This window comes from Salinicola halophilus, from assembly GCF_003206155.1.
GTDB lineage: Bacteria > Pseudomonadota > Gammaproteobacteria > Pseudomonadales > Halomonadaceae > Salinicola > Salinicola halophilus.
In genome coordinates, this window is the sequence record NZ_PZJV01000001.1 from 763,391 (window position 1) to 780,832 (window position 17,442).

General features: G+C 67.4%; 13 protein-coding genes. 4 read left to right on the forward strand and 9 right to left on the reverse strand.

The annotated features are described in order from the left end of the window. Positions 1–69 precede the first annotated feature (69 nt). From DOM33_RS03420 to DOM33_RS03430, 3 genes are read right to left on the reverse strand one after another with little or no spacing between them, the layout of a single operon-like run. Positions 70–5,043, reverse strand: coding sequence for a coiled-coil domain-containing protein (locus tag DOM33_RS03420; protein WP_110665813.1), 4,974 nt, complete (start codon positions 5,041–5,043; stop codon positions 70–72). Further along, positions 5,040–6,065 carry a hypothetical protein gene (locus tag DOM33_RS03425; RefSeq protein ID WP_239495246.1) on the reverse strand — a complete coding sequence of 342 codons (1,026 nt, stop codon included), beginning with the start codon at positions 6,063–6,065 and terminating at the stop codon, positions 5,040–5,042. Before DOM33_RS03425 ends, DOM33_RS03420 begins: the two co-directional genes overlap by 4 nt. After that, entirely contained in the window at positions 6,062–7,489 is a 1,428-nt protein-coding gene (locus DOM33_RS03430) for a hypothetical protein (protein ID WP_110665815.1), read from the reverse strand. The genes DOM33_RS03425 and DOM33_RS03430 overlap by 4 nt, the downstream gene beginning before the upstream one ends. A gap of 222 nt (positions 7,490–7,711) precedes the next feature. Here DOM33_RS03430 and DOM33_RS03435 point away from each other — a divergent pair, with 222 nt between their 5' ends. The 3 genes from DOM33_RS03435 to DOM33_RS03445 are packed head-to-tail and all read left to right on the forward strand — an operon-like array spanning position 7,712 to position 10,318. Continuing rightward, a complete protein-coding gene (locus DOM33_RS03435; protein WP_110665817.1) occupies positions 7,712–8,698 on the forward strand; it encodes an aldo/keto reductase in 987 nt (328 codons plus the stop codon). A gap of 37 nt (positions 8,699–8,735) precedes the next feature. Next, positions 8,736–9,119, forward strand: a complete 384-nt coding sequence (locus DOM33_RS03440) for a 4a-hydroxytetrahydrobiopterin dehydratase (protein ID WP_110665820.1) — start codon at positions 8,736–8,738, stop codon at positions 9,117–9,119. Positions 9,120–9,127: 8 nt separating this feature from the next. Next, positions 9,128–10,318, forward strand: coding sequence for an amino acid aminotransferase (locus DOM33_RS03445; protein ID WP_110665822.1), 1,191 nt, complete (start codon positions 9,128–9,130; stop codon positions 10,316–10,318). Between the two features lie 105 nt (positions 10,319–10,423). Here the strand turns inward: DOM33_RS03445 and DOM33_RS03450 are convergent, their stop codons facing one another. Next, positions 10,424–10,870, reverse strand: a complete 447-nt coding sequence (locus tag DOM33_RS03450; RefSeq protein ID WP_110665824.1) for a hypothetical protein — start codon at positions 10,868–10,870, stop codon at positions 10,424–10,426. A gap of 78 nt (positions 10,871–10,948) precedes the next feature. Further along, complete coding sequence (gene dkgB, locus DOM33_RS03455) at positions 10,949–11,761, reverse strand: 2,5-didehydrogluconate reductase DkgB (RefSeq protein WP_110665826.1); 813 nt, start codon at positions 11,759–11,761, stop codon at positions 10,949–10,951. Positions 11,762–11,883: 122 nt separating this feature from the next. On the opposite strand from dkgB, the gene DOM33_RS03460 reads away from it, so the two are divergent. Beyond that, entirely contained in the window at positions 11,884–13,020 is a 1,137-nt protein-coding gene (locus DOM33_RS03460) for an NAD(P)/FAD-dependent oxidoreductase (RefSeq protein WP_162617883.1), read from the forward strand. Positions 13,021–13,184: 164 nt separating this feature from the next. Here the strand turns inward: DOM33_RS03460 and DOM33_RS03465 are convergent, their stop codons facing one another. The 4 genes from DOM33_RS03465 to purF all read right to left on the reverse strand — a co-directional run bounded on the left by DOM33_RS03465 (position 13,185) and on the right by purF (position 17,438). Then, positions 13,185–13,766 (reverse strand): YceI family protein, encoded by a 582-nt coding sequence (locus DOM33_RS03465; RefSeq protein ID WP_110665830.1) that lies wholly within the window; start codon positions 13,764–13,766, stop codon positions 13,185–13,187. A gap of 67 nt (positions 13,767–13,833) precedes the next feature. Continuing rightward, on the reverse strand, positions 13,834–14,388 hold the full coding sequence (locus DOM33_RS03470) for a cytochrome b (protein WP_110665832.1): 555 nt from the start codon (positions 14,386–14,388) through the stop codon (positions 13,834–13,836). Positions 14,389–14,648: 260 nt separating this feature from the next. Further along, on the reverse strand, positions 14,649–15,857 hold the full coding sequence (locus DOM33_RS03475) for an O-succinylhomoserine sulfhydrylase (protein WP_110665834.1): 1,209 nt from the start codon (positions 15,855–15,857) through the stop codon (positions 14,649–14,651). Between the two features lie 66 nt (positions 15,858–15,923). Further along, on the reverse strand, positions 15,924–17,438 hold the full coding sequence (purF, locus tag DOM33_RS03480) for an amidophosphoribosyltransferase (protein ID WP_110665836.1): 1,515 nt from the start codon (positions 17,436–17,438) through the stop codon (positions 15,924–15,926). Positions 17,439–17,442: the final 4 nt, after the last annotated feature.

The window sequence follows — 17,442 nt, forward strand, 5'->3', positions numbered from 1 at the left end:
AGGCCCGCCGAAGCGGGCCTTTTTCTCGTCGCGCGTACCGCCTGCCGCGTTCGCGACGGCCGAGGCGAGCTACTCCGCCGTCGCCGGCGTCACGTGAATGCCGAACAGGCTCGCCTCACCGCTGCCGCGCCCGGTCTCTTCCGGGGCGACGAGTTTCCCTTCGCGCACCATGACGTGACCGCCCTGCCCCTGGTGGCCGCCGATGACGCTGCCGACGAGGTAGGTGGGGAAGATGCTCGGGTCGTTTTCGTAGTTCGGGTTGTGGATCAGCCCGATCATCTGGAAACGACCGCGGGTGTTGCGCAGCGACTCCAGCGAATCCTGGATCAGGCGCCGGTGCGAGAGCTTGGAGAAGAGCCCGTCAAGCAGGATGACGCTCTCGCGACTGGCGCGGGCACGACGCCGGTGCTGGCTCGGCAGCTCCCGGAGTTCGCGCTCGATGGCGAATTCGGAGAGCTTCACCAGCCACATCAGCGACACCGCCTCGCGCTGACCTTCGGACATATCCTCGTTGAGCGAGAAGAGCCGCCCGTGGGGACGGATGGCGTCGTGGCGCAGGCGGATGACCACGTCGCGGAAGAGGCCGCGATAGATGCGTCGGCGGATCTGCCGCGTCAGCTCGTCGTCGGCGCGCTTGCCTTTCGGCGACTCGCCGGACTGTTCGAGGCGGCGCTGCTGCACCGCCAGGTGCGCATCGATATCGCCGAGCAACTGCTGGATGAGATCCCGCACCGCGTCGTCACCGATCAGCTCCGCCTTGACCTCGAAGTAGGCCCCGCCTTCGCTGGCGCGACCGGCAACGCGCTTGAGCACGCCGAGATTGCCGGCGGCGTCGATGATGATCGAGCTCAGTCGCTCGACCAGCGTGTCCTCGATCTGCTCGCGGGAGGCGTGCAGACGCGACACGCGACTGCGATGCTCTTCGAGCTGGCTCGCCAGCTGACGATGCAGCCCGCGCAGCGAATCCAGTGTCGCTTGGCTCACCCCCTCGAGCGTGCCGAGACGCGCGCGCTCGGTGTCGTTGAAGAGTCGGCTGTCGCTGGCCGCCGCCAGCGACTCGCCGAGTGCCTTTTCCCGCGCGACCACGTCCTTCGCCTGACGCTCGCGGTTGCGCGCGCGCTCACCGAGATTGAGCTCGCCCAGCCCCTCGAGCAGCGTCTGCTGGCAGGTCTCGAAGACGGCGAGGTCGAACGCCGACCGGTCACCGGTCGTCCTGTCATCGCCTTCCTGAACCTCGCCGAGCGGCGCGGCCAGCCAGTCGCACCAGGCGGTGAGCGCGGCGTCGAGCGACGAGGCATCGTCGTGATCCCGCGGCCAGGGCGCGTCGGGATCGGGGGCGGTTCGCGTCGACCACCCTTCGGGCAGCTGTCGCAGCACCTCGAGCCAGGCCACCGCCAGTTGATCCACTCGGTCCAGCGCCTGCTGATGGCGAGTCAGGCGGGTATCGACCTCGCCCTGTTCGCTGGCGTTGGTCTTGCGCCGCTCGCGAGCCTCCCGCAGGGACTGCTTCAGCCGTCCCAGATCGCGCTCGAGGGTCCGTTTGCCGCCCTTCTCGTCACGCATCTGCAGATAGGCCCGGATGCGGTCGAAATCGAAGTCGGCGCGGCGACTCGCCTCGCCCACCGCGGCCTCGAGCGTCGCCTCGCGCGTGGCGGCATCGCGCATGAACTCGGGCCCACCGGCCGCGACGAACTCGCTCAGCTGCTGCAGCCGGGCGCGCTCGCCATCGGCGAAGAGCGCGTTCATCTGCCCGCGAACCTGTTCGCGGCGCTCGTCGAGGCTCTCCCGTCCGAGTTCGATCTCGGCGGCGCGCTCGTCGAGCTCTGCACTCTCCTCGGCAAGGGTCGCGATGTCGGCATCGATGGCCGTGAGCCGCTCGACACCGCCGGCGGCGGCGAAGCGCTCCGCTGCCAGCCAGAGATCGCCGTGACGCTCGAGCTCGTCGGCGGCAGTGTCGCGCTCGCCCTGCCATTCGCCGAGCTGGGACTCGAGCGTGGCGCGCCGGGTGCGAGCGGTCTTCAGCGCCTCGTCACCGCCGGCCTCGAGATAGCGCTGGTAGTCGTCGATCGCCTTCAGCGACGCCTCGCCGAGACGCGGCGACAGCGCCTCGATGGCGACCGTAAGGCGTTCGCGCTCGGTCTCGAGGGTCGCGATGCGCTTGTCGGCCTCGCTCTCGACCGCTTCTTCGGCCTTGAGCGCCAGGGCGAAGCGCTCGCCGTGCGGGTCGAGCCGCGCAAGCTCTTCACCGAGCGCGCCTTCGCGCTCGCGATCGATCTCCAGGCGCCGCTGGGTCTCCTCGCGCAGCGCGGCAAGATGCGCGGGGTCGAGCGCCGCCTTCACCGCCAGCGTCTCGACCCCCTGTATCGCGCCGAGAGGCGCCTCGCCCCGCGCGAGCGCCGCCTGCAGTCGCTCGGCTTCGAGCACGGGGACACCGCAGCCGGCATCGATCAGGCACTGTGCCGCACGTACCGCCTGCGCCTCCCCGGTCACCACCGGCGCGAAGAGCTGACCCGCGGCCTGAGCCAGCCATTCCCGGCGACGTTCGCTGTCGGTATCGACGCCGGAGAGCACTTCGTGCAGCGCAAGGAAGGCGATGTCGTCGGCCTCGAGCAGACGCTGCGCCTGCGTCTCGGCTTCCAGTCGGGCCAGCGGGTCGCCGGCGAGACTGTCCAGGTAGCGCTGGCGGGCCTCGATCGCCTCGAGCAGCGCGTCACGCTCGCGCAGCAGGCGGGGGTAGCGGGACTTCGCATCCTTGAGCCAGTTCGACGGCGACTCGCTGCCGAGCGCCCGGAACGCATCGAGCGCCGCGGTCATCTCGCCGAGCCGTTCACGCTGCTGCTCGAGTTCGCGTAGACGATCCTGCTGCTCGCGAAACTCGCGGTAGAGGGTGTCGCGCAGATGGACCGGCGACGCCTCACCGTGGAAACCCCGATAGCGCGACGGCGCATCCTCCAGCGGCGCGAGGCGTGAAAGCTGAGCGTCGATGTCGTCGCGCTCCCGCTGTCCCTGGGAGAGCGACTGCTCGAGCGCGGAGATTGCGTTCTGCCGCTCGCGCCAGAAGCCGACCGGCGAGCGCTCGGGCCAGCCGTCGGCGAACTGCTGCCACGCCTCGCGCCCGGCGGCCAACGGGGCGAGCTCGCCCTCCAGTCGCTGACGACGCTCGCGTCGGCTCTGGAGGGATTCCCGCACGCTGGAAAGCTGCGCCTGGAGCGCCTGTGCCTCGTCGTCCCACTCGCCGAGCTGCTCGCCGAGCGTCTCGAAACGCGCCTGCTTCTCCGCCAGCAGCGTCGCCGGGTCGCTGTCGGGGTGCTCGCGTGTGAACGCGTCGAACGCTTCGGCGGGCTGCTTGAACTCGCCCATGCGGCCGAGATGCTCGGCGTGGGCACGCCGCGCGGCCTCGAGCGCCTCGACGGCGCGCTCCCGGGTCGCCTCCGGCGATTCCAGCTCGGCCTCGGTGAATAGCCCGTCACCCAGCGCCTGGGTGTAGACGCTCTGATTGTCGATGAAATCACGCTGGCGGGACTCGAGCTGCTCGCGCTCGTGCTCGAGACGTTCGATCTCGTCGTCGAGGCCTTCGGCGTCGTGCTTCAACGAGCGACGGTACTCGCGGTCGGCGATCACTTCCTCGCGGAAGCGGTTGCCGTCGAGAGACTCGAACGTCTCCGCCGCGTCGTCGAGGCGACTCAGCGCCCGGTAGCGCGCGGTGTCATCGGCGAAGGCCTGGCTGTCGGCGAGCCAGGCGCGGGCCTGTTCGAAGGCGACATGACCGATGTCTCGCGCGCTCACCCAGCCCGCCCGCGGCAGATGCACGATGCGTCGATGGGTGTCGACCCGCGCGCCTCGCTCGGAGAGCGCCAGCCTCACGTTGCGCTCGCGCTGGCCGGTGAGCGTTGCCAGCAGCCAGGTAGAGACCCGCGGGCGCTCGGACTCGCCGGGTACCCAGGCCAGGCCGGCGGCATCGCCGTCGCTGCCCGCCTGCCCTTTCCCACCGTCGACGTCGTCAGCTTTCACACCGTCGGCTTGGTCATCGCCGCCGACGGGTGCCGACGCGTCTCGACCGGGCAGCCCGGGCAGCGGTGCCAGAGCCCGTCCGCCGAGCAGGCGCTCGGCGTCGAGCAGCGTCGCGTCGAGCGTCGCAAGCGCCTCGCGGGAGGCGAGCAGGCTCTCGCCCTCGGCATCGAGCGTGGCCAGACGCGATACCTTGTCGTCGGCGCGCTGCTGGTCGCCCTCCGCCTCTGCCAGTCGATGACGCAGCTCGGTGATGCGCGTACCGGAGTTGAGGATGACGTCCTCGATCAGCTCCTCTTCCTCGTCGGTCTCGCCGCGGGTCGCGCCGGAAAGGATCTGCGGGGCGAGCACCTCGTAGAAGAACGCCTGATCCGCCTTTTCGCCGGCTCGCGGGCGAATCGCGTTGAAGATCTGACTCTTGTCGGCACCGCCCTCCTTCTGGAACGCCGCGAGCTGGGCAAGCTCGCGGCGCGAGATGTGGGCACCCACCGCTTCGAGCCACTCTTCGCGGTTGTGCGCCCGGGTCACGCCCTTGTCGCGCATCCAGCTCTGCACGTCGGCGTTGGCGTAGAGTGCCAGCTTGCCGTCGCGGGTGACGTGGTGCACCGGCACGTCGGCGAGCTTTCCGGCGTAGTGGTAGAACACCAGACCGCTGCCGTCGCTATAGCCGTACATGCCGAAGACGAAGGTATCCCCCGCGACCTCGTCGCCGGCGGCGGCGAGCATGTCCTCCTGCGCGGCATCGGTGCGAGTACGGAACTCGACGCGCAGATGGGTCCAGCTGCGACTCTCGCCGTTGACCTTCGACGGCGAGCACTTGCGTCGGGTCCGCGTCAAAAGCTGCCGGTCGCGGGAGAGCATGCCGATCAGCGCTTCCGCCAGCGTGGTCTTGCCGAAGCCGTTCTCCATGCTGATGGCGCTGGACTGCCCGCGCAGATCGAGCAGCAGATGACGCATCTTCGCCTCCCAGGGGGAGGCGATGTCGCCGTGCTTGTTGAGCAGATTGGCGATCTCGATTCGGTTGATGACACTCATCGCCGTGCGTCTCCGTCGTCGTGCGTCTCGCCGGGAGCGTCAGCTTGCGTCTCGCCGGGCGCCTGCGTGTCGTGACCGGACGTCTCTGTCGGCGTCGCTGTCGTCCGTTCGTGGGATTCGGCTGCCGATGATCCGGCAGGCGCCTCGTCCGTCGCGCCGTCCTCGACGGTGTCATCCGCAGTGGAGCCGTCTGCCACTGCCTCGCCCGGCGGCAAGACGTCTTCTGCCGACGTATTCTCTTCCGCGATCGAGGCCGGGGTCTCGGCCGTCTCGTCGTGTTCGCCGGCGGTGAGTTCGATCAGGTGCGTCAGGTGGTGGACGCCGATCTGCTCGGCTTCGAGCGCCCCCAGCAGGGTCTGCTGCCAGACCTCCTCATCGCCGGTGTCGCGTACCGTTTCCAGATGACCCGCGCGGCCCAGCAGATCGATGAAGGCGCGAACGCGACGCGGGATGTCCTCGCCGCGCTCGTCGAGCAGCACCCGGCTGTTCTCGGGGGCGCGATCGCCGAGACCGCGCAGCGTCTCCAGCTGGTCACGCACCAGATCGACCAGCTCGCGGGTGACGAAGGTCGCCTCCTGATAGCGGCTGACGTCGGAGAGCGCGCGATTGAGGCGGGTGTAGATCAGCGTATGCAGCAGCAGCCACAGCTGCAGGTACCAGAGTGCCAGCTCGGTACGGCTCTCCTGGCGCAGCTTGAGCGCCTCGAAGACCGGCTCGCGGGTATACAGCGGCGGCTGCTCGAGCTCGGGGTCCGGCAGCAGGGCGAAGAATCGCGAGCCGGGCGCGATGCCGGGATAGTCCCCGGCCTCGAAAGCTTTCAGCCGCAGCCCCTGGCCGGCGAGAAAGTCGCGCAGCGCCTCGCGCTCGCTCTCCTGGGCGTCGTCGATCAGCGCACAGACGTCGCGCTCCGAGAGCTGGCCTTCCCGCGCCGCGCGGCGCTTGCGGCCACCGCTGGGTACGCGCTCGGCGGTGCGATAGCGCAGCAGATAGGCGACGACTTCGCCCATTTCCATCATGTTCATGAGTCAACGTCCTGTGTCTCGACCGCGGCGGCGGCGTGTAGCCGCAGCGATGGGGTCACGGCGCCCTCGATGCGGCGGCCGTCGGGTAGTTCGATTGCAAACGGAGTCTCGTCGATGCCCACGCTCAACTCGGTACCGAGCAGCTGGGTGTCGACGAAGGTGTTGAGCAGTTGGGCGAGGCAGTCCTGCGAGTCGAAATCGTGCCACCCTTCGGTGAGGGCCTCGGGCAGCGACATCGGGGCGCGATGCAGGCGCTTGCGCAGCGAGGGGCCGCGGGCACGGAGATAGCGCGCCAGCAGCGGGTCGGCGGCGGGCCGGTCGCGCGCTTCGTCGAATACCAGCGCGGCGCCACTGCGCTCGGCGCGGCGCGTTTCGACCAGCGGCGCCAGCGTCTCGGTGCGCGGCATGCTGACCTCGGGCGATAGCGGCATCATCCTCGCCACCACGGCATCGCGCAGCCGCGTCGGCGGCGGCGAGATCAAAAGCCGGTGGGCGAGCCCGGCGAAATCGATCACCCCCATCGACTGGATGCGTCCCTCGGCGATGTCGGAGAGCAGTTCGGAGAGTCGGCGCGACAGGTTCTCGATGGCGTTGAGGACGCGGCCAATCGCGCCGGAGAGCATGCGCAGATCCCACTCCTCGTCCGCCTGACGCTCGGCCCACTGCTCGAAGTGATCGATCAGGGTGGGCGTTGCGAGCTGAGCGCGAGCGCTGAGCAGCGTGCTCTGAATCGTGCTCAGGGCGTTGTGGTAGTGACGCTCGTTGTCGAGCAGCGCGGCCAGCTTGCCCTCGTGGGTGGGGTTCTCGCGTACCCGCCGCAGCTCCTGGGTCAAGGCGCGGATCGCCATCAGAATCTGCTGGGTGATGTCCGGCACGCGGGCGTAGTCGCCCCGGGAGAGCGCGGCGACGACCTTGGCGGCGTCGTACTCCGAGTAGAGAAGATCCTCGACCTGGCTTGCCAGCGTGACCGCCTGGCGCCCGCTCGGCGTCAGACGCACCTGCCCGGTCTGCCCCTGCTTCTCGATCAGCGCGGTGCGTTTGGTGCTGCGCCCGCCGCGGCTGACGCGCTGCGTGTCGTCGCCCTCCGGCACCGGGTCCGCCGCGTTGCGCTCGCGATAGTGCACCTCGCTGGGGGTGGCGAGCAGATTGACGACGAAGCTCAAGTCGTCGGCGGGCAGCTCGGGATAGTCGCTGCGAAGCTGGGCGAGGCAGCGCCGCTGGGTGACGAAAGCACTGTTGGTGGCGAAATCCACCTCGAGCAGGTAGTCCAGCAGCAGACACCCCAGATCGAGCCAGTAGCCATCGCGGAGACCTCGGCGCTGCTCCTGGGTGACCTGGACGAAGGGCGAGCCGGGTTCGTGGGCGCTGTCGTGCAGGTCGAGCAGCCGGGTCGTTGCGGTGAGCAGCTTGTTCCAGGCGGTCATGGCGGCTCCGGAAGACGACGTGAAGACACGGAAAGCTCACAGAGACGGGCGCGTGGCGACCGATCCGCATCGGTGGCCCGTTCGCCTCGATGGGCATTTTTCGAAGCCGGGCATTATGCCAAGGTTGCCGCGCCGGGTCATGGTGAGCCACCGACGGCCATCTCGCGCGCCGACTGCTATGGTGAAGACGTTCCTTTCACCCTTCGTCATCAGGAGCTCGACATGGACTATCGGCGTCTCGGCCGCACCGGCCTCAAGGTCTCTCCGCTCTGCCTCGGCACCATGACCTACGGCACCCCGGCTTGGCGGGACTGGGTGCTCGACGAATCCCAGAGCCGGCCGTTCATCCAGCGCGCGCTGGAGGCCGGTATCAATTTCTTCGATACCGCCGACATGTACTCCGACGGCGCCTCCGAGGAGGTCGTCGGCCGCGCGCTCCGCGACTTTGCGCGTCGCGAGGAGGTAGTCGTGGCGACCAAGGTCTACAACCCGACCGGGGCAAAGTCCCCCAACGAGCGCGGTCTCTCGCGCAAGCATGTCCACCACGCCATCGACGCCTCGCTCACTCGTCTCGACATGGACTACGTCGACCTCTACCAGACCCATCGCTGGGACTACGACACCCCCATCGAAGAGACGATGGAGGCACTCCACGAGGTCGTGAAAGCCGGCAAGGCGCGCTATATCGGCGCCTCCAGCATGTACGCCTGGCAGTTCGCCAAGGCGCAGCACGTCGCCAAGGAAAACGGCTGGACGACGTTTGCCACCATGCAGCCGATGGTCAACCTGATCTATCGCGAAGAGGAGCGGGAGATGATTCCCCAGTGCCTCGATCAGGGGGTGGGGGTGATTCCCTGGAGCCCGCTCGCCCGCGGCATTCTCGCCGGCAGCAAGCCGGTAGGCGAGGAAGGCAGCACGACGCGCGCGAAGAGCGACGAGCAGATGCGCAACTGGAAGCTCGGCCTCGAGCGCGACGCCCCCGTGATCGAGGCGCTGCACGGCGTCGCCGAGGCGCGCGGCGTCTCCCCGGCCCAGATCGCGCTGGCCTGGCTGCTGCAGAAGCCCGGCATCACCGCGCCGATCGTGGGGGCCAGCAAGCCCCGACACCTCGACGAAGCGCTTGCCGCGCTCGAACTGACGCTGGACGACGCCGAGGTCGCGGCGCTCGAAGCGCCCTACGTTCCCCACGAGGTAGTGGGCCACGCCTAAACGCGCGCCACTACCCGACCGACCGGAGACGCCCGCCATGGCGACACTGACCCAGCGCCACTGCACCCCTTGCCGGGGCGACTCGCCCCGACTCGACGACGTCGCGATTGCCGAATTCGCCCGGGAAGTGCCCAAGTGGCGGATCGAGGAGCGCGATGGCATCATGCGCCTGGAGCGCACGTTCGGCTTTTCCGACTTCGCGCAGGCGCTCGCTTTCACGATCACCGTCGGCGAACTCGCCGAGTACGAGGGGCACCATCCCCAGATCGTCACCGAGTGGGGGCGGACGACGGTGAGCTGGTGGACGCATCGTATTCGAGGACTCCACGCCAACGATTTCATCATGGCCGCCCGAACCGACGAGGCCCTTCCGTCCGAACGAGATGACGACTCCACGTCGCTACCGGCGAGCCAGGTTTAAGGAACCCCATGTTTGAGAAGATCGAGCGCGTCCCGGGAGACGCCATCCTGGGCCTGATCGAGGCCTACAATCAGGATCCCAACCCGCAGAAGGTCGACCTCGGCGTCGGCGTCTATCGAGATCCCCAGGGCAATACGCCGATCATGCGCGCGGTGAAGCAGGCCGAGGCGCTACTGCTGAAGAACGAGCAGACCAAGAGCTACATCGGCTCTCATGGCGACCCGCGCTACGGCCGCGTCGTCGCCGATCTGGTACTCGGCACGGGTTCGCCGGTCATCGCGGCCAATCGCGCCAGCGTCACTCAGGCCCCCGGCGGCACCGGCGCGCTGCGTCTGGCAGCGGACTTCATCAAGGCCAACCTGCCGGGCAAGAGCCTCTGGCTCTCCGATCCGACCTGGCCGAACCACCTGGGGATCTTCGAAGCGGCGGGCATCGCGATGCATCGCTACCCCTACGTCAGCGCCGACAACCAGCTCGATTTCGACGGCATGCTGGCGACGCTGAAGACGATCCCCGAAGGGGACGTGGTGCTGCTCCACGCCTGCTGTCACAACCCTTCCGGCTTCGACCTGAACCGGGATCAGTGGCATCAGGTGCTGGAAGTGGTCAAAGCTCGTGGCCTGCTGCCGCTGGTCGACTTCGCCTACCAGGGGTTTGGCGACGGTCTCGAACCCGATGCGTTCGGCGCCCGGCTGATGGCGGAGAATCTCGACGAGGTACTGATCACCAGCTCCTGCTCGAAGAACTTCGGCCTCTACCGCGAGCGTACCGGTGGGCTGATCGTGATCGCCAAGACCGCCGAGCAGATGGAGAACGTCCGTTCGCAGATGGCGATCGTCGCCCGCGAGAACTACTCCAATCCGCCCTCTCACGGCGCCGCTATAGTGACCGAGATTCTCGAATCGGCCGAGCTCGCCGACGTCTGGCACGAGGAGCTCACCGAGATGTGCGGCCGTATCAACGGCTTGCGCACCGATCTGGTCGAGTCGCTCAAGCCCTACGGGCTGGAGCAGCGCTTCGCCCACGTCGCCGAGCAGCGCGGCATGTTCTCCTACACCGGCCTGACCGCCGCCCAGGTCAAGCGCCTGCGCGACGAATACAGCATCTACATGGTCGGTTCCGGACGGGCCAATGTCGCGGGCTTCACCCGCGAGAACCTGCCCTACGTCGCCAAGGCGATCGCCGCCGTGGTCGACTGACGCCGCGCTTTGCCTGCCGACACGCTCGGCACGCGGCAACGAAAAGCCCCGCCTAGGCGGGGCTTTTTGACGTCGGTACCCGCCGAAAGAGGGGGACCCGGGCGGTCAGGGCGACAGCGTATCCGACCCTACGGCCTGCTCGAAGCGTGACCGGGTCACGCCGCCGGCCGCTTCGTCACTGAGCTGACGGTAGAGGCTCTCCTTCTGGGCGCTCACCGCCTCCTGCTCGTCGATCACCCCGTCGCCGTCGACGTCGAGCTGATCGAAACTCAGCGCGTTGGGTCGCTGGTCCACCGGCGTCTGCGCGCCACCATCGGTAAAGCCGGCGTTCTCGCGGCCTACCCCACCCGAGCGCTCGATGGAGTCGCGATCGACCTGCGAGGCGTTGGCCGGCGCCTGAACCTCGCCGCTGTCCTCCTGGATCTCGAGCGAGGAGTCGTTGGTCGTCGGGGCACCGGCTGACGGGGCATCGGACGGCTGGGCGAACGCCGGCGGCATCAGCGCCAGGCCGAGTGCGCAGAGTGTCAGACGAAGTGCAATGCGATGCGTCATGCGGAATCTCCAAGGTCGGTCATCGCTTTGACCGAGACTTGAAACAAACATTCCACCGATCTATCGCGTCTTGTCGTCTTACTGATCCCAGACCGGGGCGAAGTCCGGGTTGGCGACGCGTTCGCCGCGATCGAGCCCATCGATTTCGCGTATCTCCTCATCGCTGAGGCGGATATCCAGTGCCTCGAGGTTCGATTGCTGGTGCTCGCGTTTCGTCGACGAGGGAATCACGATGATGTCTCGCGCAGCGATCCACGCAAGCGCGATCTGCGCCGGGGTGGCGTCGTGGGTCTCGGCGATGCGCTTGAGGGTCGCGTCTTCCATCACGCGCCCCACCGCCAGCGGCATGTAGGCGGTGACTTCGATGCCCTTTGCCTGACAGTGCTCGACCAGCTTGCGGTTGGCGAGAAACGGGTGCACCTCGATCTGGTTGGTGACGATCTGATCGCCGCCGGGCAGCGCCAGCGCCTCGTCGATCTGTGCGATGGTGAAGTTGGAAACCCCGATGTGGCGCGTCAGCCCCCGGCGGCGGCACTGGACCAGTGCCTCGAGATACGTCGCCATCGCTACCTCGTCACCGGGCGACGGCCAGTGAATGAGGACGAGATCGAGCCACTCGATACCGAAGTTCGCCAGGCTCTGCTCGACGCTCGCCGTGAGCGCCTCCGGTTCGAGCTGGTCCCACCAGATCTTGGTGGTGATGAAGAGTTCGCCGCGATCGATGCCGCTTTGCCGTATCGCCTTGCCCACGGCGGTTTCGTTGCCGTACATCTGGGCGCTGTCGAGATGGCGGTAGCCGAGCTCGAGCGCCGAGGTGACCGAATCGATGACTGCCTGTTCCTTGAGGCGATACGTTCCCAGGCCCGGCTGGGGTAAAAGGTGATCTGTCATGGGTGGCTCCTGATGGATGGCAAAGCGAGCGCGCGACGACGGCGAACCCCGCTCCGACCGACAAACGGCCTCGCGCTTCCCCCATGCTAGACTTCAGCGTGAATTCTCGCCCGGATCGCGACATGTCCCAGGATCAAGACGTCTCGCCCACCACTACGACGCCGAGTCCGGCGGCAACCGCTCACGTGGTACTCGTCGGCAGCGGCGACACCCATTTCTACGTCGCCGGCCAGTGTGCCCGGCTGCGTCGCGCCGGCTTTCGCGTCACGCTCGTCACCCGTGAGGCCTTCGCCTTTCCGGACTGGCTTGGCGGCATGCTGGGCGGCGAGTGGCAGCGCGACGATCTCCTGATCGATCCCGCCCACATCGCGCGCCACGGCGGCGCCTACCGCCCTGTCGATGCCGTGCGAGTCGACCCGGCGAATCGTCGGCTGACGCTCGATGACGGCACCACGCTGGACTACGACTGGCTCTCGCTGGATTGCCCGCCGAGCGCCGACCCCGACAGCGTGCCGGGATTCTATACCGCGCGAGCGATTCACGACGGCCGGGCCGAGTCGCTCTGGTCGCTGCGCCAGACGCTGGAGACGAGCCTCGCCGACGCCGAATCGACGCTTGGCAACGTCGCCGTGCTCGGCGGCGGCCCTCGGGGGATCGAATTCGCCGCCAACCTGCTGGCGCTCGGCGAGCGCTACGGGCGACGGCTTCCGGTGTCGCTGATCGACTCCCACCGGCGAGCACTGCCCGGCGCCTGCCGCCGGGCGAACCGCTGGTTGGCGCGCCGCCTCGACCGCCGTGGCCTGCAGCTCGAACTGGTTGCCACTGCTACCCGCTACGAGCAGGGCCGACTGACACTCGATGACGGCAGTCACGTCGCCGCCGACCGTCTGTTGATCGTCGACCCACGTCGGCAGTCGCCGCCGGGGCTTGCAGGTCTACCCACGTCACCCGATCGGGGGCCCGCCGAACCCGATGGCCTGAGCCCAGGGGTCGAGCGCATTCTGGCCCGCGACCCGGAGGCGACGCTCCCCGCGCGCGAGCGGGCCGAGGCGCTGATTCGACGCCTGGAACGCGCCATCGCCAAGGGCGATCCGAACCCTGCGACGCCCCCTTCGCTGACGCGCTGGCAGGCGCTCAACCTGGGCGATCTGCGCGATATCGCCTGGCGCGGCAATCTCTGGTGCCGTGGGCGCTGGGTGCGCCGGCTCAAGCATCGTCGCGACCGTGCCGAGGTGGCGCGTTTCTGCGGTGAAGACTGAACGTTAGCCCGCGCCCCTTCGTCCGTTCGACTCGCGCGTTTTTCCGTCTCCCTCCTCCAGAAACGCCGATCCCGGCCTGTGGCCGGGATCGGGAGACGCTGACGCCTTACCGCGCGTCGATCGGTCGATACGTCGATACGTCGATACGTCGATACATCGAAGCGTTACTGACGAATGCCTTCGAGCACGATGTAGAGATCGACGCTGTGCATGGCTTCGGGGAAGTCGCTCATGTCGATGTCGAAGTCGGCGAGATCCAGCGTGGTTTCCGCTTCGAAGCCCTGACGGTAGCCGCCCCAGGGGTCGTCTCCGCCACCGATGTGGTCGACATCGAACGTGACGGACCGGGTAACGCCGTGGATCGTCAGGTCGCCGGTCATTTCGCCCTCTTCACCGTCGTCCTCGAGGTCGAAGCCGGTGGACTCGAACGTCGCCTGCGGGTACTCGCCGGCATCGAGGAAGTCCGCGCTCAACAGGTGCTTGTTGCGCTCGGCGTGATGGGTTTCCAGGCTATCCACATCGACGGTCATGCTGACGCTGGAGGCCTCCGGTGCATCCGGATCGTAGCTGAAGCGGCCGTCGAACTGCGTGAAATCTCCCAGGATGTAGGAGTAGCCGAGATGGCTGATCTTGAACTGCACAAAGGCGTGCTGACCTTCCGCGTCGACCTGATAGTCGGCGGCCTGGGCCGGCGAAAGCGGCAGCGCGGCGGCGAGCAGTGTGGCGAAAGCGGTCTTTTTCAACATGGTCGAGTTCCTCGAGTGACTGGATCTGGGTGTTGCGGTCTGCGCGGCGAAAACCGTGGGTTCGCCATCAGCGTCGTCTCGCCGCGCGGGTCGAGAGCATTCGCGTGAGGGTATCGGTACGATCGACGACATGGTGCTTCAACGCTGCCAGCCCGTGACCGACGGAGAGCACGACCAGCGCCCAGGCGGCATACCAGTGAACGTCGCCGGCGACGACCGCCTGATGGGGTAGGCCGGTCACCAGGGCCGGTACGCGGAAAAGACCGAAAACGTCGATCCCTTCTCCCTCGGCGGTCGAGATCAGGTAGCCGGAGATCATCACGACGAACAGCGTCAGGTAGATCAGGCCGTGACCCAGATGGGCCGCAGCGCGTTCGTAGGCGCTGCCGTGGGCCTCGGGCGTGGCGTGAGAGAGACGCCAGACCACGCGAAACAGGCTCAGGCCCAGCAGTACGATACCGATCGATTTGTGCCACCACGGCGCGATCTTGTACCAGGCGTCGTAGTAGCCGAGACCGGTCATCCACCAGCCCAGCGCGAACAGGCCAAAGACGGCCAACGCACTCAGCCAGTGCACGCCGATGCTGATGCCTCCCCACCCTGTTCTGGAATTGGCCCACATGACATCGTCTCCGGTGGCTCTCGAGTCTCAAGCATACGGACTCCCCGCCCCGCCGCTAGCGGTGGGTGCGTCAATCGATCATTCACGAAAGGGAAACGATAGCCGCCTCACCATGTCGCATCGATGACCCATCGGACACGCTACGCCGACGGCACGCCAATGCGATGACCGACTGGCAACAACGGAAAAACCCGCCAATGGCGGGTTTCGATCGACGACGCGAGTGCGCGGCAGTCTTTCGCGGAGCTTCCTGTTCGGCGTCAGAGGGTACTCAAGCCGCGCAGCAGATCCGCCTTGAGATCCTCGAGCGACTCGAGTCCGACAGCGATGCGTACCAGGCCCTCGCTGATGCCGGCATCGGCGCGCTGCGCGTCGCTGAGACGACCGTGGGTGGTGGTGGCGGGATGCGTAATGGTGGTCTTGACGTCGCCCAGGTTGCCGGTGATCGACATCACACGCGTGCTGTCGATCACGTGCCACGCGGCGGGCTGACCGCCTTCGATCTCGACGCCCATCACCGCCCCGAAATCGCGCTGTTGACGCTTGGCCAGGGCATGCTGCGGATGGCTCTCGAGACCCGAATAGTGCACCCGGGCCACCGCCGGCTGTGCTTCGAGCCATTCGGCCAGCGCCCGTGCGTTACGGCTGTGGGCCTGCATGCGCAGGTCGAGCGTTTCCAGGCCTTTCAGGAAGATCCAGGCGTTGAACGGGCTCATGCACGGGCCGCAGGTTCTCACGACGCCGTAGAGCTTCTCGAGTTCGGCGTCGCGGCCGACGACGGCACCGCCGATCGCCCGCCCCTGCCCGTCGAGGTACTTGGTCGCCGAGTGGATGACCAGATCGGCGCCGAGCGCGAGCGGGCGCTGTAGCGCCGGCGTCAAAAAGCAGTTGTCGATCGCCAGCCACGCGCCGTGGCGATGGGCCAGTTCGGCGAGTGCGGCGATGTCGACCAGACCGTTGAGCGGGTTCGACGGCGTCTCGGCGAACAGCAGCTTCGTGTTCGGGGTGATTGCCGCCTCCCACGCCGCGAGATCGTCGAGCTCGACGTAGCGCGGCGTGACACCGAACTTGGAGAGGTACTTGTCGAACAGCGCGACGGTGGAGCCGAAGACCGAGCGGGACACCACCACCTCGTCACCGGCCTCGAGCAGCGCCAGCACGGTAGAGAGAATCGCCGCCATGCCGGAGCTGGTCGCCACGCAGCGCTCGCCGCCCTCCATCACCGCCAGGCGCTGCTCGAAGTTGCGCACGGTGGGGTTGGTGAAACGCGAGTAGACATTGCCCGGCTCCTCGCCCTTGAACTTGCGTGCGGCTTCCGCCGCGTTGGCGTAGACGAAACTCGACGTCGGGAAGATCGGCTCGCCGTGCTCCTGCTCGTGGGTGCGCTCGTGGCCTGCGCGCAGTGCCAGCGTCTCGAGAGCCAGCGTGGATTCGTCGAAGGGCTCGCCCTGGCGGGTCTCGTCTGTCATTGCTGCTCTCCTGGTCCTCGGCTGGGACGGCCGGTCGCTCACGACCGGCACTGGAATCCGTTCGGGTCAGTCGTCTTCGCTGTCGTTGTGCAGATCGACGACGGCGTTGAGGCTGTCGCTCTCCGACTTGGCGGCATCGTTGCGTGCGGCTTCGAGTGCCGCGAGATAGGCTTCGTCGACGTCGCCGGTGACGTACTGGCCGTCGAAGACGGAGCAGTCGAAGTCGTCCAGCGCCGGATTGACCTCACGGCAGGCGGCCTTGAGATCCTCGAGATCCTGATAGATCAGGCGGTCGGCACCGATCAGCTCGCCCACCTCTGCGTCACTGCGGCCGTGGGCCACCAGCTCGCTGGCCACCGGCATGTCGATGCCGTAGACGTTGGGATAGCGCACCGCCGGTGCCGCGGAGGCGAAATAGACCTTGTTGGCGCCGGCGTCGCGCGCCATCTGGATGATCTGGCTGCAGGTGGTTCCGCGCACGATGGAGTCGTCCACCAGCATCACGTTCTTGCCGGCGAACTCGCTGGCGATGGCATTGAGCTTCTGGCGCACCGACTTCTTGCGCTGGGTCTGCCCCGGCATGATGAAGGTCCGACCGATGTAGCGGTTCTTCATGAAGCCTTCACGGAAGGTGACACCGATGTGCTGGGCAAGCTCGAGCGCCGTGGTCCGCGAGGTGTCGGGGATCGGAATGACCACGTCGATGTCGTGATCCGGCCACTCGCGCTGAATGCGGTCGCCCAGCTTGCGGCCCATCTGCATCCGCGTGCCGTAGACGTAGGCGCCGTCGAGCATCGAGTCCGGACGCGCCAGATAGACGTGCTCGAAGATGCACGGCGTGAGGCTGGGGCGATCGGTGCAGACCTGGGTGTGCACGGTCTTGTCCATGTCGACGAAGATCGCCTCGCCCGGTGACAGATCCCGCTCGAGCTCGAACCCGCCGACGTCGAGGGCCACCGACTCGGAGGCGATCATCACGTCCGGCTTGCCGCCTTCGTCACGCGTGCCGTAGACCACCGGGCGAATGCCGTGCGGGTCGCGAAACGCTACCAGTCCGAAACCGTTGATGATCGCCACGGCCGCATAGCCGCCGCGGCAGCGGCGATGGACGCGGCGAACGGCGTCGAAGACGTCTTCCGGCGTGAGATGCAGCCCCTGCTTGCCGAGCTCGTGGGCGAAGACATTGAGCAGGACCTCGGAGTCCGAGCTGGTGTTGATGTGACGCAGATCCGAGGAGAAGAGTTCCTGCTTGAGCTGGTCGGAGTTGGTCAGGTTGCCGTTGTGCGCCAGCGTGATCCCGTAGGGCGAATTGACGTAGAACGGCTGCGATTCGGCCTCGCTCGCGGTACCCGCGGTCGGGTAGCGAACGTGCCCGATGCCAAGCCCGCCCTTGAGCCGTTTCATGTGACGCGTATGGAACACGTCGCGCACCAGACCGTTGTTCTTGCGCAGCAGGAAGCGACCGTCGTCCCAGGTCATCATGCCGGCGGCGTCCTGTCCGCGGTGTTGCAAAACCGTCAGCGCGTCATAGATCGACTGATTGACCGCTTCATTGGCCATGAGGCCTACGATACCGCACATTCCG